The organism is Microcoleus sp. D2_18a_D3 (assembly GCF_036702455.1).
Taxonomy (GTDB): Bacteria; Cyanobacteriota; Cyanobacteriia; order Cyanobacteriales; family Microcoleaceae; genus Microcoleus.
The window spans coordinates 1-23,734 of record NZ_JAUBTK010000067.1; the positions used below are offsets into that span (position 1 = coordinate 1).

A 23,734-nucleotide genomic window follows, 5' to 3' on the forward strand; every position below is an offset into this window, starting at 1 on the left:
TAGTCATTAGTCATTAGTCATTAGTCATTAGTCATTAGTCATTAGTCATTAGTCATTAGTCATTAGTCATTAGTCATCCTCTCTCTTTTGTCACTTCGGAGACAGTATAAAGCTAGGCAGCCATTAAATCTGTAACTATTCGAGCATTAAAAAGAGTCCAAAAATCCTCGATCAAAGAGTTTATTAGCCATTTTTTAAGTGTTAGAGAACTCATCAAGGCATATAACCCGGATTTGGCATCATATCAAATCCGGTAGCATCGGCATTGTATAGCAACCGCCGAGAGGGTTAGGACGTTGTTAATGGCTGAAACGATTGATTTTATTGCTTCTTCCTTCTTCCTTCTTCCTTCTTCCTTCTTCCTTCTTCCTTCTTCTATAAAATCCAGCCAACAGTCAACACTCAACAATCACGCAGGGTGCAGCCGGAATTGATCTCATTCATCTGCGTTTATCTGTGTTTATCTGTGTTTATCTGCGGTTAAAAAAAGAAAATTTCTGAACCGCAGATGACAATGGATTGACGCAGATTCACGCAGATGCAGATGCGATCGCATAACCCGGTTGCGGCATCGCGTGTGACAGTTGCCTAAGTCCTGATGCAAAAAGATCCCTATTTTATTGACTTTCACACATTAGTTTCGCTCTTTTGTAGTTCTTGTTGGAGAGTATTCTTGACACGATCGTACTCAACCTCGATTTGAGCAAATAGGGAGGAGGCTCGATCGAGTTGACCAGAGGTACTGATGACTTCTAACGTGGCACAAAGGTGGGCCAGAGGAGCCGCGCTTAGATTCGCACTACTGCCTTTGAGGGTATGGGCCGCTCGGTTTAGGGCTTGAGTATCCCCTTGGGCGATCGCTAATTTCATAGCTTCTAGCAACTTTAGACCTTCCTCCAAGTAGCAGTTAGCTAGCAAGCTCAAAATCTCGGTTGAATCTTGATCGATGCTGCTACAGAAGGCTTGCAGTTCAGTGAGGTTAACCGCTGGCCTATCAATTTTTGGCTTGTTACTATCTGATTCCTCCTTTTGCGCCTGTTGCGGTTCCGGGTTGGGTTGACACTGACTCAGCGCTTGGTTGAGAGCCTCTAGTCGAATTGGTTTAGTGATATAGTCATTCATGCCAGCATCAAGACAAACCTGGCGATCGCCCTGCATGGCATTTGCCGTCATTGCAATAATCCAGGGACGAGTAGGAGCCTGCCACTCCTGGCAAATACGACGGCTGGCTTCTAGTCCATCCATCTCTGGCATTTGTACATCCATCAGCACTACATCATAAGGCTGGCGATTCAGGGCTTCCAAAACTTCCAATCCATTGGCAGCAATATCGGCCCGGTATCCCAAACGCTCTAACAGCAGCAGTGCGACCTTCTGATTTACCAGATGATCTTCTGCTAAAAGAATTCGCAGTGGGAGTCTCTGGGCTAGTTTCATATCATCCTCGACAGATATAGGGAGCTGTTGTTGAACTTTTTTCGGTTGAGCTTGTAGCACATGGATCAGTATTTGATAGAGCTGGGATTGTTTGATGGGTTTGCTTAAAAAAGCCGCAAAGTGGGTGGAGATCGCTGAAGAACTCGCTTCTGGGTAGCCCATTGAAGTCAGCAACACTAGGGGTAAACGGTGGCACTTAGGATGCTGGTGGATGGCTGAGGCGAGTGTGAGGCCGTCCATTTGTGGCATTTGCATATCTAAAATAGCGACATCAAAGGTTTCTCCACTCTCAAGCCAGTTGAGCGCTTCCGCAGCCGATGGGGCAGCCAGACTCTGCATCCCCCAACTCTCTGCTTGCAATGTCAGAATTTGTCGGTTAGTGGGCTGGTCATCCACGATTAATAAACGCTTGCCAGATAGTTCTGGTAGCATTTCCATCGGTTCCGCTAACTCAGTAGCCACAGAGGATGCCACAATCGTGAAGTAGAAGGTAGAACCCATTGTGACTCGATTAAGCTTAGCGGCTTGCCATTTTGGTGAAGGGGTTCCTCCGACGTGGCCTCCGCTCTCAACCCAGATCGTGCCGTTCATAGTTTCACTAAGTCGCTTACTAATCGCCAGACCTAAACCAGTCCCTCCATACTGCCGAGTCGTCGAAGCATCTACTTGACTAAAAGACTTGAACAGTCGATCGAGCCGATTGGCGGGAATACCAATGCCTGTGTCTTGAATGGCAAACTGGATTTCATACAAGCTTTCTGACAAGTTACCTGGCTCAGAAATTGTTTTGTCAGAATCAACTAGAGAGGCTTCCACGGAAATGGTAACTTCCCCAGTTTCAGTAAACTTAATCGCATTGTTGAGCAAGTTAACTAGAATCTGACGGAGACGGGTGACATCACCCAAAATGAACTTAGGAGTCTGAGGCTGGATGAGGTAGCCCAACTCAATATCCTTCTCATCTGCTTTAACTGCAAGTTGGTCGATCGCACCTTCTATGCAATCTCTCAAGCTCAAGGGATGCATTTCTAGCTCCAGCTTGCCCGACTCAATTTTGGAGAAGTCCAGGATGTCGTTGATGATACTCAGGAGGGTATCCCCACTATTGCGAATCGTCTCGATAAAGTCTCGCTGTTGAGCCTTGAGTTCTGTATCCAGCAGTAGTCCCGTCATACCAATAACCGCATTCATGGGAGTGCGAATTTCATGGCTCATCATCGCCAGAAACTCAGTTTTGGCTCGGCTCGCTGCTTCTGCTTCCCGTCTAGTTTGCTCCAAAGCAAAGTTTTTCAGAGTTAATTCTTCTCGTTGTCGAGTTTCTTGCTCTAGTAATTGGGCTTGAGCTAGGGCAATTCCTACTTGAGTCGCCACTGATTCTAGCAACTCCACTTGATCGGCAGTCCAATTACGGTAGCGATCGCACTGGTGCAAACAAATGGCACCATTCGGTTCTCCTTGGTAAGAGGTTCGCACTGCTAATGTCGATCTCAAATTGAGACTGGTACAAATTGAATGAGCACAGGTGAGCAATGAATCGCAATAGACATCCGGGGAGGCGATCGCTTCATCTTGAGCCATCAACCGTTTTGTATAAGCAGGACTGGCCGCCAGAATGTCATGCTCCCCGCTGGGGGCACATCCCACTGCTAGATACTCTGCAACGACAGGAAACTGAGGCAGTGGATTGTCCTGGTATGTGCTAATTAAGCAGCGACTGACACCAAAAGTTTGCCCAATCTGAATAGCAGCCGTTGCAAATATCTGCTCAGCATTAAGGCTTTGACGAATTTCTTGGGTAATTTGCTTCAGCAGTAGGGCTTTTTCCAACTGTCGTTGTAGTGCTTCTTCTGCCTGCTTGCGATCGGTAATATCCTTCATGAAGCAGTGATGTCCGACAAACACATTTTGCTCGTCATAAGCAGAGACCATCACCAGTTGTTTATAGAAGCTAGAGCCATTTTTTCGCATTCCCCTAGCTTCCGCTTCGACTCTGCCGTCTCTCAACATTTGCTCATAAGCAGCCACCATCTTCTCAACATCTTCAGGATGAACGGTTCTTTGCCAGTCCATCCCTAGCATTTCATCAGGCTGATATCCGGTGAGGGCAGCATAAGTCACATTGACAGAGATATAGCGTCCTTGAGGGTCAAGCCTAGAAATGCCTGCCACGGCATTTTCTAGGGCCGCACTCATTTGTTGCAGTTCCGCTTCGGCTCGTTTGCGATCGCTAATTTCAATTAGAATGCAACCCACTGCTATAGCCTGCTCTGCATCCTTGAAAATGGGAAAGTGAGAAACGAGCCAGTGGCGCTTGACACCCGTTTGACTGGATAGTGCTGTGCTCATTTCCAAGTTGATGGAAGGTTTTCCTGTCGTTAAAACCTGTTGTAACAGTGCATTTACACTAGGAGCAAATTCCCCCAAAATATCATCGGTTGTCTTATCTAAGTGAGCCTCCACAGAGTGGCCATTAAATTCAGCTAGTGCCTCATTGATTTGTAAAAATCTCAACTGCCGATCGTGGATACACAGCCCCACCCCTGCTAGGGAAGCTCCTTTAAAGAAAGCATTCAATAATTGCTCTCTGGCTTGAATTTCCTGCTCTAAGTTTTTGCGCTCGGTAATATCGCTCTGAGAACCAGTCATACGGATAACTTTGCCCGCTTCATCCGAAAGCGCCTGCCCTCGAGCCAGAATCCACTTGTAGCTCCCATCCTTGCAAAGCACTCGATGTTCTGTAATATAAAAGGAAGTTTTGCCCTCAAAGTGATCTTGAATTATTTGCAAGACGCAACCGAGATCATCGGGATGCACCCGCTTGCTCCATTCGTCCAGGTGATGGGAAATTTCATGGTCTTCGTAGCCCAACATTTCTTTCCAGCGAGCCGAGAAGAATACTTCATTAGTGTTGACGTTCCAATCCCATACCCCCTCATTACTACCACGTAGGGCGAGTTCCCACCGCTCTTCACTCGCTTGCAGAGCGACTTCTGCCTGATGCCGTTTGATTTCACTACCAATCCACTGAGCCATCAGCTTTAGTAATTCCAGATGGGCAGATTTAAAGCTGTCTGCACGGGGAGATATACTAGAAAAGCTGAGCTTACTGTAGACTTTGCCTGCAACTAAAACTCGTATTCCAATATAAGCTTCCATGCCAAAGGCAAGATAGGCAGGATGGGAACGAAATTTTGAGGTGCCTGTATGTTGGATGGTTACTGGTTCATCTGTGTTTAAAGCTTCACAGCACAAAGTTTGCTTAATATCAAAGACATCACCTGGTTTCAGGACTTCATCAGGCGATCGCACAACCATCACCTCATAACGGTTATCTTGCACGCGACCCAAGATGCCAGTTTCAAGCCCAAAATTCTGACATCCCATGTCAATCAACGCTTGGATGCGCTGCTCAAAATTGAGATTTTGGGTAGCAGTGACTTCATATAAAGCTCGTATCGCCGCTTCTCTTGTTCTTAGTTCAGTTTCGGCTTGTTTACGTCTCTTAATTTCTGCTTTCAGAGAGCGATTGATTATGGATAATTTTTGCGTTCGTTCTTGAACCCGCTGTTCTAATGTAGCGTTGGCGTGTTTAATCTCCCTAAATTTTTGATAAAGCGCGATCGCCATCAATTGAAAATTGCCAGCAAGCTCATTGATTTCAGTAACAGAGCTATGTTTCCATTCAAATGTTTCTTCTGAAAGCTTGTTGGGTAAGTCAGTAGTCGCACGAGCTAAATAGGATAATGGCTGGACCAGTCGTTCGCTAACCAGCGTTGCAAACAAAAATGCCAACATTGTGACGAGGAGTAGAATACTCAAGTCAGCCTTGTAGCGATTTTGTAAATTTTCTACATAGGGAGCTGCTGGAATTTCTAAGCGTAATTTCCAGTCCAGAGCGGGGCTAATGGTAAATTCCTGTATATACAGAGAATTTTTCCAACGGATCATCGGATTCTTGCCATTGCTAGGAAGCCACTGCTGCAAGGTTCCCTCTAAAATTCGAGTGCTGCCGTCCTTTGACCCCTCAACACTGGTCACAAGCTTTTGATCGGAGTGATTACTAGCAATGACTCGGTTGTTTTGATCTAGCAATGTAATGCGTAGTTGCTGATTGTTTCTCTGGAAAACGTAGAGAGCTTTGATCTGGCTCAATCCTAATGAACCGTGGACCAGCCCAAGAAAATTACCTTGAACTTGCAGGGGTACATTCAATCCTACATGAGGTTCGTCCAGTAATATATCTTTGTGAATAGAAGTCATCCAAGGTTCCAACCGCTCTTGAGCCAGGGGAATTAGAGATTGATGTTCCGTGCTTTGTTCCATCAACCGCCGGCGGGTTTGATTTAAAGGAGAAGAAGTAGCTAAAATGGTTCCCGATGAATCGGCAACATAAATTTTGTCGAAATCTGGCAACACCTGCTCGATCAGGCTAATGTTTTGTTGTAGATCCTCGGATGATTGAATCGCTGTATTAGCAGCCGTGCCGGCTTCAGGCCTGAGCGATTTTTCAGCTAATGTATTCAAACCTAAGAGATGTCGCTGATGCCATCGAGATATTGCGCTAGTGATAGTTTTTGCGTTTGTTTGTAACTCCGTTTGCACCGTCCTTTGGATTTGACCTACCAAGGATCTACCATCAAAAACTAATAGCATCAGTCCTGGAAGAAAGACAAAAGCTACCAACAGATGAAAAATAGTTTGTTGTAAAGAGAGGGCGAGATGCTTTGAAGCGCCAATCCACCGATAAATCGGCGCATACGAAATGATTAAGCTGGCAACTAAGGCATTAAAAATGCCGTTGACTGCTTGCTTGCACATAACGAGGATGGTCTGATTCGCCTCCATGTGCATCATTTGAGCGTAGAAAAGCCAGACGAGGGGCATTCCAATTAAGAACCAGTAAATCCCATCGAATAAAAGGATATTTGGCTGTTTGCGCTTCTTGCAAAGAAACCCTACAAACAGAGCCTCAATTACCAAAATAATCGTGGCGTATGGATGATGCCAAAGGATATAAGTATAGCTGCCTGCAATTAGACCAGCTAAGCCTCCCCAGCCCCAGCCGAAGTAGTAAGTAATAATCAGTATGGGAATACTGCCAAAGAGGAAATCAACCCCAAAGAAAAGAGACAAATTGCAATGGTTGCCCAGAACACCCGCACCAGTGAGAAGGGCGATCGCACCTAACCATCTTTTATTACGCATTGAGCTAGCCCCTCCCATAAACTTTTATAATCGCTAGTTGCTGAATATGACCTGATTCCGATAAAAAAAGCGCCATAGAGCCGATCTGTTATTTACCTGACAGTTTCCCTGAAGATCGCACCACCGATTATTTAAGCTTTCAAGCAGCAATCAAGGCTTACTCATACACGACTTGAGTTCTCGATCGACTTTTTTAATATGGTTCACGAACCAATCTAGCAATTGTTCATTAACCTTAATGGCTAACGAAAGACTCGATCCTTTGGTTTGTAGCTCCTGTTTAACTTCACTCAGTGTTTTAATAAATTTGGTATGCCCCGCTGCATTGTTAGATGCAACTGGGCATTTGTATCTTTGCATACAATTTTCTTCAAAGCCGAAGTGTTGTGCTACATACAAGTCTAAAAAATATACAATATCTTTTATTTCTTCCTTTCCACGGTTGGCAAACATGGCATCCACTAAGGTATTGAGTTGATCAATCAATTGTTTATGCTGGCGGTCAATTTCGGGAATACCAATAGTTAACGAGTCATTCCAAATGACGAGAGGCATAGTTTTTACCCTTAGAATTTAACGGGTGAATTCATTAACTGTATGAATGTTGGTACAAAAAGTATTACGACCTTTGTCTTTGGCTTGATAAAGGGCTGCATCGGCAGCAGTAATTAAAGTTTCTGGTACGCTTTCTTGGTTAGGAATCACACTGGTTATACCGAAGCTGAGCGTAATACAATGATGCGGAGATCTCTTATGGACTATTGCTAAAGCTTGGATGCGAGCCTGCATTTGCTTAACCATTTGGACGGCTCCCTCAAGCTCTGTGTCGGATAAAATCACTACAAATTCTTCACCTCCATAACGTGCTACTAAATCTCCCGGTCGATTAATACTGCGATTGAGAGCTGTCGCAACTTGCTGTAAACATAGATCCCCTGCTTGGTGTCCATAAGTATCGTTGTAAGGCTTGAAGAAATCGATATCACACAAAATCAGTGACAAAGGAGTTTGCTGCCTCGTCATGCGTCGCCACTCCTCCTCTAGCTGTTGGTCAAACTGACGGCGATTGGCAATCTGAGTCAAACCGTCAATTGACGCGAGGTATTTTAATTGTCGATTGGCGGCCTCTAGCTGGTTGTAAAGTAGGGTTTGTTGCTGTTGCAAGTGGAATTGCTTAATCAACCGTCGCACTCTCTGTCGCAGAACAGCCCAGTGAATCGGCTTAGTGATATAGTCAGCCGCTCCCGCTGCAAACGCTCGATCGACAGATTCTTTGTCTTCTAAGCTAGTAATCATCAAAATAGGTGGGCGATCGCTCTCACGCACTTCAGATAATTTTTGACAACAAGCAAAACCATCCATAGTAGGCATCACTGCATCTAGCAGGATCAGGTCTGGATGTACTTCCTCATAAGCTGCTAGCCCTGTCAACCCATCACTCGCTTCCGCCACTCGGTATTTTTCCTTCTGTAAATACAGTCGGAGTTGCAAACGAATCAAGGCATCGTCATCCACAATGAGAATTAGAGGGGACGGTGCCGTAGATGGGTTAGTGGAAATGGCTGAGTCTTCTAATGATTGATACATACGTCAGGGTGTATCTTAAGCTCTGCAAACATTTTAGCGTAGCATATTTTGAGCTTGAGATAGAAAGTGAAAATTGGGCAAATATGTCATAAATTATACACCAGCTAAGCTTCCGCAACAACATCTTAGGCAGCGTCGGGTTTGTTAAACCACCAACCACAGTCTACTTAAAATTTATCGCTTTTTTTCGGAGATAGAAAGTCTGGTAACTCGCGCTAATTTTTGTAAATATGTAATTATTTTTGGGGGCGTTAAACAGTTTTTACAACGCCGAGCGAGCTTTGACGAACGATCGCCAGTTATCGCGCGATCGTCGCTGGCATAATATGCTAGATTTTTCAACTTAATTCAGGCTTTTTCAGGTGCATCAAATTCCGGCCTCATCTTTGAGCGATCGTCCGATCTATTTTTGGGGAATACATCTGATTGTCACACTATCACCTATAGCTTCGCCCTTGGTTGAGCGTTTGTTCGCACCAGGAAGCTCTGACTGCAAAAAGGCGTAAGCTTTGTTAAGAAACATCTACAGCGTTTTGCGCGCTCTCGGATAGGTTGTTTCTCTTTTTTCTCTCCATAATCCCCCCAGATAGTGTCTAAACTCGTGTCTTTGGGTTTGAGTCGGGAACACATCGTCAAAGCGTTGGCACCATCTTTCAAAACATGGGGGCATTGAAGCTCTACTATAGCAATTCTCGCATCATTTGTGAATTTCTTACTCCCTCTCCTTAGTAAGGGGAGGGTTGGGGTGGGGTAAAAAATTTATGACTCATTTAGCATTGCTATATACTATAATCACTGGGAAACAGTAAATTAACTTGATGGAGGTCACTTACTATGGAAGTAGCACTCCCTGATTTTTATCAAAAATTTTCTCAAAGCTTTCAAAAAACGAAAGGATTTTGGACGGAACAAGTAGGAAAAGCAGTGAATTCTACTTCAGAAGCAATAGCACAAGCTAAATCTTCTCTCTCCGAAACTGCGTATCAGGCAAAAGAAGCTCTCACTCCAACTACGAATTCTGCCGTTAATACTGTTGATCAAGCTACGAACAATGCTTTAGGTACTGTAGCGGACAAAACCGAAAAAGCGATAATTTCTATATCTGAAGTCGCGAATCAAGCAGTTAGTCGCGTCAGTGAAACTACCAACAAAGCTGTTGATGCTGTTTCTCACTCTGCGACAACTGCTAAAGAAACTATTAATCAAACTACTAACTCTGCGGTCAATACTGTGAATCAAAGCACTAGCCAAACTGTAGAGAGGGTAAATCAAGTTACAGAAAAGGCTAAGGCTTCATTAGAAGATAGCATTAACAAGGCGGGAATTATGAGCGATGCCACTTCCAATGCCCTTCAAAGTGCTATCGATGGTATTTTAAAAAATTGGATGGGTTCGCACCCTGTAGTCTTCTGGTTGGTGAGTCACCCGTGGATATCTTTAGTAATGTTGGTGCTATTTATATTGATTATCAGGAGTTTATTACAGGCTTTAGGTAACTTTTTTGCAAAAGGATTGTTATTTATTCTGCAAATTCCTTTAAAATTTATGCAAGGGGTTTTGAGTCTCGGCTCTAAATCTGTAAGTAATCTGGGTGGAGTGGTTGTAAACTCATTGGTTTCAAAGAATCCCAAAGACAAAAATAATTCAGCTTTACAATTGACGGGAGTTGAATCAAACAGTTTGGAGTCTCAGGAACGAATTGCTAATATTTTGATAAGGTTGGAGGCAATTCGAGAAGAGCAGAATCAGCTTTTACAAGAAGCGTCGGCTATTTTAGGCAACCAAATTAAGGCAGAGTGAGAAGGTGTGGCGCGATCGCAACTCGTGGTAAATTTAATAGATCCAGGCTTTCCATCAAAGCCTGATACATGAAGGCTTGTAGTCGATCGCTCAAAACGCCATGCCCGATTCCGAATTTTCCGATGATCTAAAATGGACGCCAGAAGCCAAGGCGAAGCTGAAAAATATTCCCTATTTTGTCCGGGGACAAGCTCGCGTCCGCATCGAGCAGTTGGCCCGCGAAGCCGAAACCGAAGTCGTCACCGTTGACTTAGTTGAGCAAGCTCGAATCGAGTTTGGGCAATGAAGGATCGAAAGGTACGCTAAAGCTTTAGACTATAAATTGCGTTGTAAGGACAAGGACTGAAAGAAATAGTGCGGAAAATAGTTATAGCTGGCAACTGGAAAATGTACAAAACTAGGGCAGAATCCCTAGAGTTTCTTCAAGGATTCATGTCCTGCCTGACGGAAACCCCAGAGGAACGGGAAGTCGTGCTTTGCGTTCCCTTCACTTCCTTGGCTGTCCTCTCGAAAAATTTGCACGGCAGCCGGATCAGACTCGGTGCTCAGAACGTTCACTGGCAAGAGTCTGGAGCTTTTACTGGGGAAATTTCCGGGCCAATGCTGAGTGAACTTGGTGTCCGTTATGTCATCATCGGCCACAGCGAGCGGCGCCAATATTTTGGGGAAACTGACGAAACGGTGAATTTGCGGCTGAAAGCGGCTCAGAAATACGATTTAATTCCGATTCTGTGCGTTGGGGAAACCAAGCAGCAGCGAGATGCAGGCGAAACTGAAGCTCACATTTTTTCTCAGTTGGCAAAAGATTTGGTTGATGTTGACCAAAATAAGTTAGTCATTGCTTACGAGCCTATTTGGGCGATCGGCACTGGCGATACTTGCGAAGCTAAGGAAGCTAACCGAGTTATTGGTTTGATTCGCAGTAAATTGACTAATCCTGACGTGCCAATTCAGTACGGCGGCTCCGTCAAACCGGAGAATATTGATGAAGTTATGGCGATGCCTGAGATTGACGGGGTTCTGGTAGGCGGTGCGAGTTTGGAAGCTGCGAGTTTCTCGCGCATTGTCAATTATCAGTAATTAGGTAATTGGTAATTGGTAATTGTTAATTGGTAATGGGAACAAGGCAGCGGGAATTAAACAGCGATCGCCTACAATTGTGATGTGCCGTTCAGTGTTTCTCGGATCGGGAGAATTAACCTATGACTGCGATCGTTAAACCCAAACCCGCCTTAGACGAGTTCCTCAAACTTCCTGAAACTGAACCGGCATCAGAATTTCTTGAGGGACAAATCCTTCAGAAGCCCAGGCCTCAAGGTGAACACAGCGTACTTCAAGGTGAACTCTGCAAGACTATCAATCAAGTAGCGAAAACTCGGAAAATTGCCAATGCTTTTCCCGAGTTGCGCTGCACTTTTGGCGGGGCATCAATCGTGCCAGATGTAGCAGTATTCCGATGGGAAAGAATTGCTTTTTTGCCGTCTGGTAGAATTGCTAACCGCTTTGACATTAATCCCGACTGGTCGATAGAAATTCTCTCTCCAAACCAAAGCCAAACAAAAGTGCTGAGTAACTTACTCCACTGTTCGCGAAACGGCACTGAGTTGGGGTGGTTACTAGATCCAGAAGAAGAGAGTATTTTGGCAGTATTTCCCGGACAAAAAGTAGAGCTGTATAAAGGTGCTGCTCTGTTGCCAATAATTGATAAAATTGAATTAGAATTGACAGTTGATACTGTTTTTAGCTGGTTGAGTTTTGGTTGAACAGTCTTGGACGCATTAAGACTCAAAGAAACCGGGTTTTTTACAGAATCTGTGGGTGGCAACGAAATATTGTCGTGAAAAAACCCGGTTTCTGGCTACCCGTGCGTTCAGTCAGATATCAAATCCCACGATCGCCATGACAAATAACCCAGAAAAAATTATTATTAGTTGATAGTGTAGGTTGGGCCCGTGGAACGAAACCCAACACTCTCAAGATGAAATTCTTGTGAGACGGTTGTCCCGCCTGCCCAAAAATATAATTTATGACACATAACCCAGAAAAAATTACCATTAGAAATCAAGCTTTCGAGTGGGGGAAACGCACTTATTTAATGGGCGTTTTGAACGTAACCCCTGATAGTTTTAGCGACGGCGGAGATTTCTATACCAGAGAATCTGCTTTAGCGCAAGCGGAAAATATGGTAAAGTCGGGGGTAGATATTATTGATATTGGCGGTCAATCTACTCGGCCCGGTGCAGTGGAAATATCATTAGGGGATGAGATCGATCGCGTTATACCTCTCGTACAAATACTGCGACAAAAAGCCGATATTTTTGGCTCAGTTCCTATTTCGGTCGATACTACCAGAGCGCAGGTTGCGAAAGCTGCGGTAGAGGCGGGAGCGGATATAATTAACGATATTTCGGGAGCAACTTTTGATTCGGAAATGCTGTCAACCGTTGCTCAGTTAAAAGTGCCAATAATTTTGATGCACATTCGGGGAACTCCCCAGACGATGCAACAACTGACAGATTATCGGGATTTAATGGGGGAAATTGGGGAATTTTTCGAGAGTCGAATTGCGGCAGCAGTTGCTGCGGGGATTGACAAATCTCAAATAATTCTCGACCCTGGTATTGGCTTTGCCAAGACTTACAGTCAAAACTTAGAAATTCTGCGAGAGTTGCGAAAATTCCGTGTTTTAAACTGTCCGATTTTAGTCGGAGTATCGCGAAAAAGCTTCATCGGTCATATTTTGAATCAGCCAGAAGCGAAACAAAGAGTTTGGGGGACAGCGGCGGCTTGTACAGGTGCGATCGCAAATTTGGCAGATATCTTGCGAGTTCACGATGTCAGAGAAATGCACGATGTTTGTCTGGTTGCCGACGCTATCTTCAGGAATCAGTCTTGAGAAGTGTTAGTCTCGATAACTGTTATTTGGCTGCCCTCAGAAGGAGGCGTCACATCGGGCATAGAACCCATCAGCTCGCCCAGAGCTTCGCTCATGCTCCTGGGGTCCATAAACAGAATTTTGGCGTTGTCGCTTTCGCCCAATTTTTGTTGAGCGTCTAAGTATTTTTCGGTTACTAAGTAATTCAAAACTTGCTTGCTATTCGGATGGGAGTCTAAAGCTTCAACTAAGAGCCTCATATACTCCTTAGTCCCGATCGCCTTATTGACCATTGCTTGCCACTCGCTCTTGGTAGCGCGCTCCAATTCCATAGCTTCTTGCACCCTTTTCGGAGGTGTAATGCTTTGAATTTCCACCCGAATTACTTTGACGCCCCAAGTTTCAGTAGCTTCGTCCAACTTTTTGAGTAACTTTTTATTCATGTCATCTCGGGAACCCAAGATGTCTTGCATGGGCAATCGACCAATTTCAGCGCGAAACGTCGTTAACACTAAGTTGGCGATCGCATTTTCAATTTGATCGATTCCATAATAAGCTTTCTGTAAATTGACAACCCGCCAATAAACAACGGCATCGACTTCGAGAGCCACATTATCTCCCGTGATTGCTGACTGAGGTTTAATGTCTAAAACTCTTTCACGGCTTGTGTCCACGCAGACGACTTTTTCGACCAGGGGACTGATAAAGTGGAATCCTGGCTTGAGGGTGCGCTTGTATTGACCCAAACGTTCCACTAAAGCTTCGTCGCCACCGCTGACTATTTTGACGCTTGAGTTAACAGCGTAGCCGAGGATGAGCGCAAAGAGCATGGTAAGAATAGACTGCCCCATTTCTATTTTCCTGCTAAGGTTGACTGAGAATCGATCGGAATTCTACTCTAATTTAACTCAAACTCGGCCCCACAGTGCTAAAATATCTCGACTGTTAATAACTAACTATTTCATCGGGTGGGCCCCATCGGCTCCGACTCTTACGGCGCTAGTGAAACCCAGGATATCAACAACACGTTTCGACAAAAGACATGAAAAACGATCGAGAGTTTCGCTTGTTCAAACCTTTGATGTGGATTGCCCCAAGCATTTTGGTGGGTGCAGGAATCTGCAATGCCGCAGTGGCCCAACCGGCCGGGGCTGAGACAATCGCCCTGCAACTATCGCAAAACTTGCACTCGCAGAACTTGCAACCACCGCGCCGAGGCCCTGCTGTTCGGGAAGTTATGTCCTACGAGATGAAGGGAGACGAACTCAGGATTTGCAAGCAGGAAGGCAACTCCGAGAAGAAGTGCCAAGTTGTAGGTAAAGGCTACACGGTGGGTTTGAGAACTGCCAACGACCTTTACGGTCAAGGAAATGCTGTCAATGCCGAAGCTTTGTACCGGCAACTCATCGCTCGCTATCCCAAAGAAGCGGATGCTTATTACAAGTTGGGAACTATGCTGTCGGGGCAAGGTAAAATGAGCGAGGCGATCGCTCTATTCCAAAAAGCAATTGAAGTCAACCCGAAGCACGCCAAAGCTCACAACGATTTAGGCGTGGCGATGGCAAGTCAGGGGCAGTTGCCGGAGGCAATTGTTCAGTGGAGACAAGCGGTTAAAATTAACGATCGATATCCCGATGCTTTAAACAATTTAGGAGTCGGTTTGTACCAGCAAGGAGACAAGGAAAACCAAGCGGAGGCAGTAGCCAGCCTCAAAAAAGCTAAGGAGTTATTTATCAAGCAAGGTAGAACTCAAGCTGCTAACAGAGTAGATAAAATTTTGGAGGAAATTAATTCGCGATCCAGCGAATCCTAAACTCAACCGCCGATCGCCGATTGGAAGAAAAAACATCTTGGGCGATCGGCGTTAATGGGCGTTCAGCGACGGTTAAACAACCCCAAAAACGAGAATTTAAAGCATTTCCTTCAAAACTTGTAAAATCAAATCTCCATCCACCCGATCGCTCACAGCAGCCTCACCCAAGCGCACCGGCAGCACAAACCGCACCTTGCCATCCTGCACCTTCTTATCGAGTTGCAAAGTATGCAAAATTTCCTCAACATCCACACCAGCCGGCAATTTGGCAGGTAAACCCGCTTTTTCCAGCAAAGCAGACTGGCGGCGATCGCACTCAGCATCCCACATTCCCAACTCCACAGCCAATCGGCTTGACGCAGCCATACCTATGGCCACTCCTTCCCCGTGATTGATCACCTTGTAATTCGTCAAACTTTCCACAGCATGACCGATTGTGTGTCCGTAATTCAAAATCGCCCGCAAACCCGATTCCTTCTCGTCTTTGCTTACCACCTCAGCCTTAGCTTGGCAAGACCTGCTCAAAATTTCGGCCAACAAATCCGCCTTCACATAGCGCATTTGATCCAAACGCTTGCAATTCTCCAACTTCCCGAAAAGTTCAGCATCCCAAATCACCCCGTACTTGATGACTTCCGCCATCGCCGACCGAAACTCTCTCGCCGGCAGAGTTTTGAGTACATCCGGGTCAATTAACACCAAACGCGGCTGGTGAAAAGCCCCGATTAAATTCTTCCCTAAAGGATGATTTACCCCCGTTTTGCCGCCAATAGAAGCATCAACCATCGCCAGCAGCGAAGTCGGAACCTGTACAACATTAATTCCCCGCAGCCAAGTCGCGGCCGCAAAACCCGTCATATCGCCCACCACCCCGCCGCCCAAAGCCACCATTGTCGAGGAACGTTCTAAGCGGTTTTCCAAAGCCGCCCCGTAAATTTTCTGCACCGAATTTAAAGTTTTATACTGTTCTCCCGGTGGTAAAATGCAGCTACTGACTTCCAGGCCGGCCGATTCGAGGGCTGCTGTTGCTCTTTCGCCGTACTGCCGAAAAATCGACTGATTCGACACCAGCAGCACTTTTTTGCCCAAACTTAGATCGCCCATCAGACTGCCGAGTTCGTCTAAACCGCCCGATCGCACGCAAACATTGTAAGATTGTGGCCCCAAGTCAACTTTAATTATGGATTGCATATTTATCTAATTTAGATATTAGATTTTAGATTATAGTTCTTATAGGTCTTTTTATTGATTGTTTTGGAGAAATTGCAATGACTCTTAGCGGAGCAATAACTTATTTTGGGATTTTTGGCGGCATGATCGGCTTGGCGACAGTGCTGATGTTTGGTCTGCGGGCTGTCAAACTCATCTAATTGGCTAATTTAGATGTCTGAACCAGAGTATTTAATCTCTGGCAAAAGTATCAGTTCGACAAAGTATTTGCGCCAAAAATCTCTGATTTAATCTGTGGATTGACGGCGCAAATGCTTCGACTAATATAACTTTAGGCTAGAAGTGATTAATTTCATATTTGAGCCAAACTAATTGGGTTAAGGCTTCAACCTAAAATTTACAATCTAAAATCTAAAATCCCTCGATTCCCGAATTATTTGCCTTGAGGATAAAGGAGCGATCGCACTTGCTATAAAACACGATCGCTCCTAATTAATTACAACATTCGTTCTAATTGAGTCGATCGCACTTGTGCCAATTTCTCAGCCCCTGTCGTATCAAAAACGATCGCGTGTTTAGAAGTTGGCAACAACCGCTGTAAAATCTGTATGTATCCCTCAGCATCGCCTCGACGGTGGAACCGAGCAACCACCAATCGCTGCATATTTGGCAATTGCCGCACGATACACCAGGGATGAGTGTTTAATTTGGGCTGGGATGTTGGTATCATAGGTTAATCCTTCCCCACGTTCGTGGGGTGTGGTAGAAAAGGCGATCGCCCTTAAGTTTTCGAGGCTAGGAGGGCGATCGTTTTGAATTTTTTACAGTTTAAGGTTAAATCTAACCTGTTGTCAAGGACAAAATGGGGCGAGTTCGACTAAAGATTCGAGAGTTGGCAGAAGAAAAGGGCTGGACGCTGCAAGACGTGGCAGATCGCTCTGGGGTTAATTACAACACGGTTAAAGGGTACGCTAGACGCGATGATGGGATGAGTATGGTCGATCTGAGTGCCGTTCAGAAGATCGCCCTTGCTTTTGATGTCATGATTGAAGATTTGGTCGAGTTTTTGGAATAGTAAGGGCGATCGCGCTAATGGGATACGTTAGACTGCGGATTCGAGAACTAGCTGAGCAAAAGGGTTGGACACTAAAGCAAGTTGCCGATCGCTCGGGAGTCAACTACAACACAGTAAAAAGCTACGGGAGGCGCGATGCTTTGAATACAGTCGATCTTTCTGCTGTCTACAAAATTGCCCGCGCCTTCGACTTGACACTCCCCGTGCTAAAGCAGCGGGGATTCTCCGGAAATTAATCCGGATATCCTTTTTTCTGGATAACCGCTTTCTACATTAGATAACTGCGAGTTAACCGATAAATTAAGGTTCCTAGGCTCAACCCACTTAGGGATTGATATTTCCAAAGGCGTTACTTTCCCGCAGTCCGCAGGTAGTCTTTTTTGATTACGCGGAAATGATAAACCGCTTTTCTTGGCTATTTTCCTAGAGGCTCCTGTATCAGCGTGTTCAGCATAACCACAGGCGCGACACACGAACTTTTCTCCGTCTCGGTTGCCTTTCTCTGTATGTCCACATTTAGGACACTCTTGAGAAGTGTGTCGGGGGTTAACTGCAAATACAGGCTTGCCAGACTTCGCAGCTAGCCACGCTATTTTTCCAAAAATATCCCCCCAAGCACAATCTAGGATTCTTTTATTAAGTCCACTCTTGGCAGCAGCACCATTCTTCCTATAACCTCCTTTTCCATCGTGGGATTGTTTGGCGCGTTTAACCATGTTGGTTATTTTTAGGTTTTCTTGCGCTACAGCATCAGCCGTTTTAACTATCTTATCGGCAGCTTTCCAGTTATATCCGTCTCTTTTTTGGGTTAGCTTGTGTTGGGTTTGAGACAGCTTGATCTGTGCTTTTTTCCTGTTGCTAGAGCCTTTTTGCTTGCGACTGGCAGCACGATTTCTTATCGCTAATCGTCGAGCTGTTCTATAGTTTGTTGCAACAGCTATATTCTCAATAAAGCTACCATCTGAAAGGGACACAAGCTTGTTTATTCCTACATCGATCCCAACAACTGACTTAGGTTCGATAAGTTCTGGCAGTCTCACTCCGTCGTCAAGCAGTACACTGATGTACCAATATGTCCCTTTTTGCTTGACGGTTACAGTTCGGATTTCTACATTGAATGGAAAACTTCTGCTATTGAAGTATTTCATCCAACCAATACCAGGAAGATAAACTCGGTTGTTTTCAAACTTGCAAGCCCCGGTTTGTACTCGAAGGTCTTGAAAATTGAGGCTTTTCGGTAAGCCGGAAAGCCTCTTTTATGACTCCAAAAACCTGCAAACGCAGTATCTAGTTTAGCCAGGTTTCGCTGCAACACATCTGAATCAATACGGCTGTACCACTCGTTTTCTTTTCTTAACTCAGTAGTTCTCTTACTTTGAATACCCCCAGCGCTATCCCAACACAGACCTAGCTTTTTACTGGTCTTGGTTAATGTTGCAGACATAACGCCATGCTTGACAACCGGACAACTAAGAGGACACACAGCACCAACTTCTAAACGGGTGTCTATTTCGCAATAAGACCCAAAAGCATAGCTGATTGGCGTTTCAACATTTCTGTTGTTAGTCTCCCAGCCGATTTCGCGTTCTCTCAGACAATAATTACGGTGCTTACGCAGTGTTATAAGCCATTGGACCATGAGCGCGGCTTGCTCTTTGTTTGGTTTTAACTTGTAGTTCCAGCGTTGCATTGTTTTTACCTCCTTGCTATATTGTACACATAAACTGAGTACACATCGTGGAAGTTATGGAAAAAGATAAGAGATTGCATATACGCATCAGTTCTCAAGAAGCTGAAATTCTTGCCCGTTACTGTACAAAGACAATGCGCTCTCAATCAGACGTACTGAGAGGGTTGATTAGGAAACTGGAAAATCAATAAAAAGCCGTCGTAGAACGACGGGGCTTCAGACCCAGTTTTTTGGTGACGATGGAAGATTTGGTTGAGGTTTTGGAAGATTGAGGGCGAACCAATGGGGCGAGTTCGACTACAAATTCGAGAGTTGGCAGAAGAAAAGGGCGATCTCGCTAATGGGATACGTTGATTAATGCCGTACTTATCGCCGCAGTTTCTTTACTTGTTCGTAAACCATATAACTACCTTCTATAGCCGATCGCCCGCTTTCCCCTAAAATAACTTCTACTCCCTAAATCCAAAATCTAAAATCCCAAATCTAAAATCGAAATGACTCATTCCACCGATATCGTCACCCTCGCCCGCTGGATGGCCGCCGACTTCAGCAACCAAGCCCAAGCCTTTGAAAACCCGCCCTTCTTCGCCCACATCCGCGTCTGCATGAGACCTTTGCCCGTCGAAGTTCTGGAGGGGATCAGCTTGTACCTAGAACAAGCCTACGATATTGAACTGAATGTACCGTACCGAGTCCGAGTTTTGAAATTAGTCCCGGTGGGCGATCGAATCGACATCGAAAATTATGCCATAGAAAACGAAGAACAATTCTACGGCGCTGCCCGCGACCCGCAACGGCTGCAAGAAATCAAAAAAGCACAACTGACTCTACTTCCCGGCTGCACCTTTATTACGCAGTGGACGGGCAACAGCTTCAAAGGGTCTGTCGAACCCGGAAAAGGCTGCACGGTGGTCAGAAAGGGCAAAAAAACCTATCTAGACAGCGAATTCGAGATTGACCAAGACAAATTTATTAGCCACGATCGCGGACGCGACCCAGAAACCGACGCCCACGTCTGGGGAGCCCAGGCCGGCCCCTTTGAATTCACCCGCCGGGCCAGTTTCGCCGACGAAATTCAGGTTTAATCTCAAAAAACAGACTCCTTCCTAGGCGAACACGCTTGATTAAAGGTTCAGAATGCACCAATACCTGGTACATTAACCCAGTATTGGCAAGCAAGATTCACCGTTGATTTATGAAAGTCCTGGTTATTGGTGGCGATGGCTATTGCGGTTGGGCAACCGCACTCTACCTTTCTAACAAGGGTTACGAAGTTGGCATCCTCGACAGCTTCGTGCGGCGGCACTGGGATCTGGAACTGTGCAGCGACACCCTCACTCCCATCGCACCGATTCAGCAAAGACTCCAGCGATGGCAAGATTTAACGGGCAAGTCGATCGACTTGTTCGTCGGTGACATCACCAACTACGATTTTCTCAGCAAAAGCATGAGAAAATTTGCACCAGAGGCGATCGTCCATTTCGGCGAACAGCGTTCGGCACCTTTCTCAATGATTGATCGCGAACACGCAGTCCTCACTCAAGTCAATAACGTCGTCGGGACACTCAACCTGCTGTACGCCATCCGGGAAGACTTCCCCGACTGTCACCTAGTGAAATTGGGGACAATGGGCGAATACGGCACGCCGAATATTGATATTGAAGAAGGCTACATCACGATCGAACACAACGGGCGCAAGGATACACTACCCTATCCCAAACAACCGGGCAGTTTCTACCACCTGTCAAAAGTCCACGACTCCCACAACATCCATTTTGCTTGCAAAATCTGGGGTTTAAGAGCCACCGACTTAAATCAGGGCGTAGTCTACGGCGTGCTCACAGATGAAACCGGCATGGATGAACTGTTGATCAACCGTTTGGACTACGACGGAGTATTCGGTACAGCATTGAACAGATTTTGCATCCAAGCTGCGATCGGTCATCCTCTGACAGTTTACGGCACGGGCGGACAAACCCGCAGCTTCTTAGACATTCGGGATACCGTGCGGTGCGTGGAATTGGCGATCGCCAACCCCGCAGAAGCCGGACAATTCCGCGTCTTCAACCAATTCACCGAACAATTCAGCGTCGGCGACTTAGCCTCCTTGGTGCAAAAAGCAGGCATGGCAATGGGATTAAAAGTAGAAATCAACCACCTCGAAAATCCCAGAGTTGAGAAAGAAGAACATTATTTCAATGCCAAAAACACCAATTTGCTAGACCTCGGTTTGCAACCGCACTATCTCTCAGATTCCCTGCTCGATTCTCTGCTGAATTTTGCTACAAAATATCAGCACCGTGTCGATAAAAACCAAATTTTGCCGAAGGTTTCTTGGAAGTAAGTTCGGGCCTCTCTCTGCGGGGAAAGAGCTTTTTAACGAACCGCGAAGGCGCGAAGGGCGCGAAGTAAGAGAAAAGAAGGGAAGAGAGGAGAAGGGTTCGCAAGTTCTGAATGGAGTTTGCTGTATATTAAGATGATCTCTCTTTTTTTATCTCTTTCTCTGTGTCCTCTGTGTCCTCTGCGGTTAATTAAAAAATTCCATAGCGAAGCCCCATTTGCCTCTGGAACAGAAATATTAATTGCCAGAACAGCAAAGGAAATTCACAGAATTAATTGCTTTGCCGAAGGTGTGGGATTGCTTTGAGGCGGGATAATTGTAGGGATAGGAATTCACGGAGTTTGTATGTTGCCCCCAGAAACATCACGAGAGTAATTAGTTGTGGTGAAGCTGCTAACAGAACCCTACTTAAACCAGGCAAGTAAATGGCCGAAAATAGGTCGTCACATTCTGGCACAATTTGATGAACATACGGTCGTAGTGTACCAAGCCTACCGTCCGGCGATCGGTCATTTTGCAGCGGAAAATGGTTATTTCGGCGGGGAATTCAGCCTGAATCGTATGAGTTGGATTAAGCCAAATTTTCTATGGATGATGTATCGATCGGCATGGGGAACAAAACCCGGACAAGAAGTAATTCTTGCTATTTGGCTGAAGCGATCGGCCTGGGACGAAATTTTAGCATCTGCTGTCCATTCTAATTTCGTTCCTGCAGTGTATGGAAGCGAAAAAGAATGGCAACAAGCTGTTAAAAATTCGGCTGTACGGCTGCAATGGGACCCGGACCATCACCCAAATGGATCGAAAATGGATCGGCGGGCAATTCAACTCGGTTTGCGCGGCAGTGTTTTAGCTAGTTACGCGCGAGAATGGATTGTTAAAATTGAGGATATTTCCCAATTCGTGCAGCAACAGCGTCAATATAACGGAGGCGATCGCACGCAATTACTGACTCCCTGCGAGGCAGTGTATCCTGTCATCGACCCCGACATCTTCCAGAGGCTAGGATTATCATCGGTTTCCTAAACAATTTATTATGAGAATCGCTCTTTTCACTGAAACTTTCCTGCCGAAAATAGACGGCATTGTTACCAGACTGATTCACACGGTAGATCACTTGCAGCGATCGGGCGAACAAGTTCTGATATTTTCTCCAGATTACGGGATTAAAGAATACAAAGGCGCACGAGTTTACGGTGTGGAGGGTTTGCCTTTGCCGATGTACCCGGAATTGAAAATGGCACTTCCTTCTCCGGCTGTCGGTCGCCAATTAGAGCAGTTTAAACCTGATATTATTCATGTTGTCAATCCCGCTATTTTGGGATTGGGCGGTATATATTACGGGAAAAAGTTCAACATTCCGATTTTGGCTTCTTACCACACGCATTTGCCCAAATATTTGCACCACTACGGTTTTGGAGTCCTCGAACCTTTATTGTGGGAATTGCTCAAAGGTGCTCACAACCAAGCAGAACTGAATTTATGTACTTCTACAGCAATGGTAGAAGAATTGAGAACCCACGGCATTGAGCGAGTAGATTTGTGGCAGCGGGGTGTAGATACTGAAATGTTTGTCCCGGAATTGGCAAGTCGAGAAATGCGATCGCGCCTTTCTGCAAATAACCCAGACAGCCCCCTGCTGCTGTACGTCGGCCGCCTCGGTGCAGAAAAAGAAATCGAACGCATCAAACCAGTCCTCGCAGCGATTCCCGACGCCCGCCTCGCCTTAGTGGGAGACGGCCCGCATCGGCAAACCCTGGAACAATATTTTGCCGGTACACCCACCAATTTTGTCGGCTACCTCAAGGGGCAAGAACTCGCAAGAGCTTACGCATCGGCCGACGCCTTCATTTTTCCCTCCCGCACCGAAACCCTGGGCTTAGTGCTCCTAGAAGCAATGGCTGCGGGGACGCCTGTAGTGGCGGCGCGCAGCGGCGGAATTCCCGATATCGTCACCGACGGTGTTAACGGATATTTATTTGACCCCGCCGACGAAGAAGGAGCACTCGCCGCCACCAAGCGTCTGTTTGCGAATCCCGAAGAACGGGAAACCTTGCGCCATAACGCTCGCCGAGAAGCCGAACGCTGGGGTTGGGCCGCCGCCGCCGCACAACTGCAGCGGTACTATCAATCAGTGGTGTTTGCCGAGTCTATGCCCAGAGCGGCCTAAATGTCAGGATCTGTAGCACCTTTAAACATCACCGCCAGCTTAGCTTGGCTGTTCGATCGTTAGTTGGTAGTGAACAGGGATGTTTTCAAAGACCGATCGAACTTTTTTGCTGCATAAATTACCGTCGTTATCCTGCTGTTGCGTTTACCATTAAACTATGAGTAAGCTCTGTAGGAATGCCTTGCGCGCTGCTTTCATAGCGCCCTTTACCTGACCGGATACGGTCGCCGAGTGCGCTAAAACTGTCACACCGCGCGCTGGGGCCGAGCACAGAGCGTCAAATCCACACTGCACTCTCGATCGAACTAAAGCCTGTCACCTAATTTTCAGGCTGGCAGTTTTGCGAACTCAAGTTCAGCTTGAATTGACGAACCCTCATCAGTATCGAGGTTGTAAAAAAGATCGATCGAGCATACATAACAAGCAAACTGAAGTTGCGTGCGCCACTTTTGAACTCACGATTCATCAAAACCACAAGCGAGTGCCGATGCGCTGGCAAACAAATTCAAGAGTTTGCACCGCCGCCGAATCTAGCGCCGATCGACCTGCGGTCAGTCTACCCCTCTGAGCA

General features: G+C 45.9%; 21 protein-coding genes and 1 pseudogene. 14 read left to right on the forward strand and 8 right to left on the reverse strand.

The window, feature by feature from the left end:
• Positions 1-627 precede the first annotated feature (627 nt).
• The 3 genes from QUB06_RS25120 to QUB06_RS25130 all read right to left on the reverse strand — a co-directional run bounded on the left by QUB06_RS25120 (position 628) and on the right by QUB06_RS25130 (position 8,229).
• Positions 628-6,642: a response regulator gene (locus QUB06_RS25120; RefSeq protein ID WP_333437599.1), complete on the reverse strand. Its 6,015-nt coding sequence runs from the start codon at positions 6,640-6,642 to the stop codon at positions 628-630.
• A gap of 150 nt (positions 6,643-6,792) precedes the next feature.
• Positions 6,793-7,197, reverse strand: a complete 405-nt coding sequence (locus QUB06_RS25125) for a hemerythrin family protein (protein WP_333437600.1) — start codon at positions 7,195-7,197, stop codon at positions 6,793-6,795.
• Between the two features lie 18 nt (positions 7,198-7,215).
• Positions 7,216-8,229, reverse strand: coding sequence for a PleD family two-component system response regulator (locus QUB06_RS25130; protein ID WP_333437601.1), 1,014 nt, complete (start codon positions 8,227-8,229; stop codon positions 7,216-7,218).
• Between the two features lie 834 nt (positions 8,230-9,063).
• On the opposite strand from QUB06_RS25130, the gene QUB06_RS25135 reads away from it, so the two are divergent.
• The 5 genes from QUB06_RS25135 (at position 9,064) to folP (ending at position 12,925) form a co-directional block, all read left to right on the forward strand.
• Positions 9,064-10,029, forward strand: a complete 966-nt coding sequence (locus QUB06_RS25135; protein ID WP_333437602.1) for a hypothetical protein — start codon at positions 9,064-9,066, stop codon at positions 10,027-10,029.
• Positions 10,030-10,129: 100 nt separating this feature from the next.
• Positions 10,130-10,315: a PCP reductase family protein gene (locus QUB06_RS25140; RefSeq protein ID WP_006633749.1), complete on the forward strand. Its 186-nt coding sequence runs from the start codon at positions 10,130-10,132 to the stop codon at positions 10,313-10,315.
• Positions 10,316-10,383: 68 nt separating this feature from the next.
• Entirely contained in the window at positions 10,384-11,109 is a 726-nt protein-coding gene (gene tpiA, locus QUB06_RS25145; protein WP_445251421.1) for a triose-phosphate isomerase, read from the forward strand.
• Positions 11,110-11,231: 122 nt separating this feature from the next.
• The gene (locus tag QUB06_RS25150) at positions 11,232-11,792 is read left to right on the forward strand and encodes a Uma2 family endonuclease (protein WP_333437603.1); all 561 of its coding nucleotides are present in this window, start codon (positions 11,232-11,234) and stop codon (positions 11,790-11,792) included.
• 263 nt (positions 11,793-12,055) lie between these two features.
• Positions 12,056-12,925, forward strand: coding sequence for a dihydropteroate synthase (folP, locus tag QUB06_RS25155; protein ID WP_333437604.1), 870 nt, complete (start codon positions 12,056-12,058; stop codon positions 12,923-12,925).
• On the opposite strand, the gene QUB06_RS25160 is transcribed toward folP, so the two are convergent.
• Positions 12,916-13,755: a stomatin-like protein gene (locus QUB06_RS25160; RefSeq protein ID WP_333139986.1), complete on the reverse strand. Its 840-nt coding sequence runs from the start codon at positions 13,753-13,755 to the stop codon at positions 12,916-12,918. The genes folP and QUB06_RS25160 overlap by 10 nt on opposite strands.
• A gap of 191 nt (positions 13,756-13,946) precedes the next feature.
• On the opposite strand from QUB06_RS25160, the gene QUB06_RS25165 reads away from it, so the two are divergent.
• Positions 13,947-14,717, forward strand: coding sequence for a tetratricopeptide repeat protein (locus QUB06_RS25165; protein WP_333437605.1), 771 nt, complete (start codon positions 13,947-13,949; stop codon positions 14,715-14,717).
• A gap of 96 nt (positions 14,718-14,813) precedes the next feature.
• Here QUB06_RS25165 and aroB read toward each other — a convergent pair whose 3' ends face one another.
• The gene (aroB, locus tag QUB06_RS25170; protein WP_333437606.1) at positions 14,814-15,908 is read right to left on the reverse strand and encodes a 3-dehydroquinate synthase; all 1,095 of its coding nucleotides are present in this window, start codon (positions 15,906-15,908) and stop codon (positions 14,814-14,816) included.
• Between the two features lie 77 nt (positions 15,909-15,985).
• Here aroB and petL point away from each other — a divergent pair, with 77 nt between their 5' ends.
• A complete protein-coding gene (gene petL / locus QUB06_RS25175; RefSeq protein ID WP_006633742.1) occupies positions 15,986-16,087 on the forward strand; it encodes a cytochrome b6-f complex subunit PetL in 102 nt (33 codons plus the stop codon).
• Positions 16,088-16,383: 296 nt separating this feature from the next.
• Here the strand turns inward: petL and QUB06_RS25180 are convergent, their stop codons facing one another.
• Positions 16,384-16,617 (reverse strand): hypothetical protein, encoded by a 234-nt coding sequence (locus QUB06_RS25180; RefSeq protein ID WP_333437607.1) that lies wholly within the window; start codon positions 16,615-16,617, stop codon positions 16,384-16,386.
• Between the two features lie 132 nt (positions 16,618-16,749).
• On the opposite strand from QUB06_RS25180, the gene QUB06_RS25185 reads away from it, so the two are divergent.
• On the forward strand, positions 16,750-16,962 hold the full coding sequence (locus QUB06_RS25185) for a helix-turn-helix transcriptional regulator (protein ID WP_333150720.1): 213 nt from the start codon (positions 16,750-16,752) through the stop codon (positions 16,960-16,962).
• Between the two features lie 17 nt (positions 16,963-16,979).
• Positions 16,980-17,198 (forward strand): helix-turn-helix transcriptional regulator, encoded by a 219-nt coding sequence (locus QUB06_RS25190; RefSeq protein WP_333437608.1) that lies wholly within the window; start codon positions 16,980-16,982, stop codon positions 17,196-17,198.
• On the opposite strand, the pseudogene QUB06_RS25195 reads toward QUB06_RS25190, so the two are convergent.
• Together QUB06_RS25195 and QUB06_RS25200 are read right to left on the reverse strand one after the other, a co-directional pair.
• Positions 17,169-18,140 (reverse strand): annotated as a pseudogene (locus QUB06_RS25195) (RNA-guided endonuclease InsQ/TnpB family protein); the annotation flags it as partial. The gene QUB06_RS25190 and the pseudogene QUB06_RS25195 sit on opposite strands and share 30 nt — an antisense overlap.
• Entirely contained in the window at positions 18,107-18,652 is a 546-nt protein-coding gene (locus QUB06_RS25200; RefSeq protein WP_333437609.1) for a hypothetical protein, read from the reverse strand. The pseudogene QUB06_RS25195 and the gene QUB06_RS25200, both read right to left, overlap by 34 nt.
• A 494-nt stretch (positions 18,653-19,146) precedes the next feature.
• Here QUB06_RS25200 and QUB06_RS25205 point away from each other — a divergent pair, with 494 nt between their 5' ends.
• The 5 genes from QUB06_RS25205 (at position 19,147) to QUB06_RS25225 (ending at position 23,731) form a co-directional block, all read left to right on the forward strand.
• On the forward strand, positions 19,147-19,737 hold the full coding sequence (locus QUB06_RS25205; RefSeq protein WP_333437610.1) for a chromophore lyase CpcT/CpeT: 591 nt from the start codon (positions 19,147-19,149) through the stop codon (positions 19,735-19,737).
• 110 nt (positions 19,738-19,847) lie between these two features.
• Complete coding sequence (locus QUB06_RS25210) at positions 19,848-20,996, forward strand: NAD-dependent epimerase/dehydratase family protein (RefSeq protein ID WP_333139230.1); 1,149 nt, start codon at positions 19,848-19,850, stop codon at positions 20,994-20,996.
• A 378-nt stretch (positions 20,997-21,374) separates the two neighbouring features.
• Complete coding sequence (locus tag QUB06_RS25215; RefSeq protein ID WP_333437611.1) at positions 21,375-22,019, forward strand: DUF4291 domain-containing protein; 645 nt, start codon at positions 21,375-21,377, stop codon at positions 22,017-22,019.
• A gap of 10 nt (positions 22,020-22,029) precedes the next feature.
• Entirely contained in the window at positions 22,030-23,163 is a 1,134-nt protein-coding gene (locus QUB06_RS25220) for a glycosyltransferase (protein ID WP_333437612.1), read from the forward strand.
• A gap of 340 nt (positions 23,164-23,503) precedes the next feature.
• Complete coding sequence (locus QUB06_RS25225) at positions 23,504-23,731, forward strand: hypothetical protein (RefSeq protein WP_333437613.1); 228 nt, start codon at positions 23,504-23,506, stop codon at positions 23,729-23,731.
• The last annotated feature ends 3 nt before the right edge of the window (positions 23,732-23,734 follow it).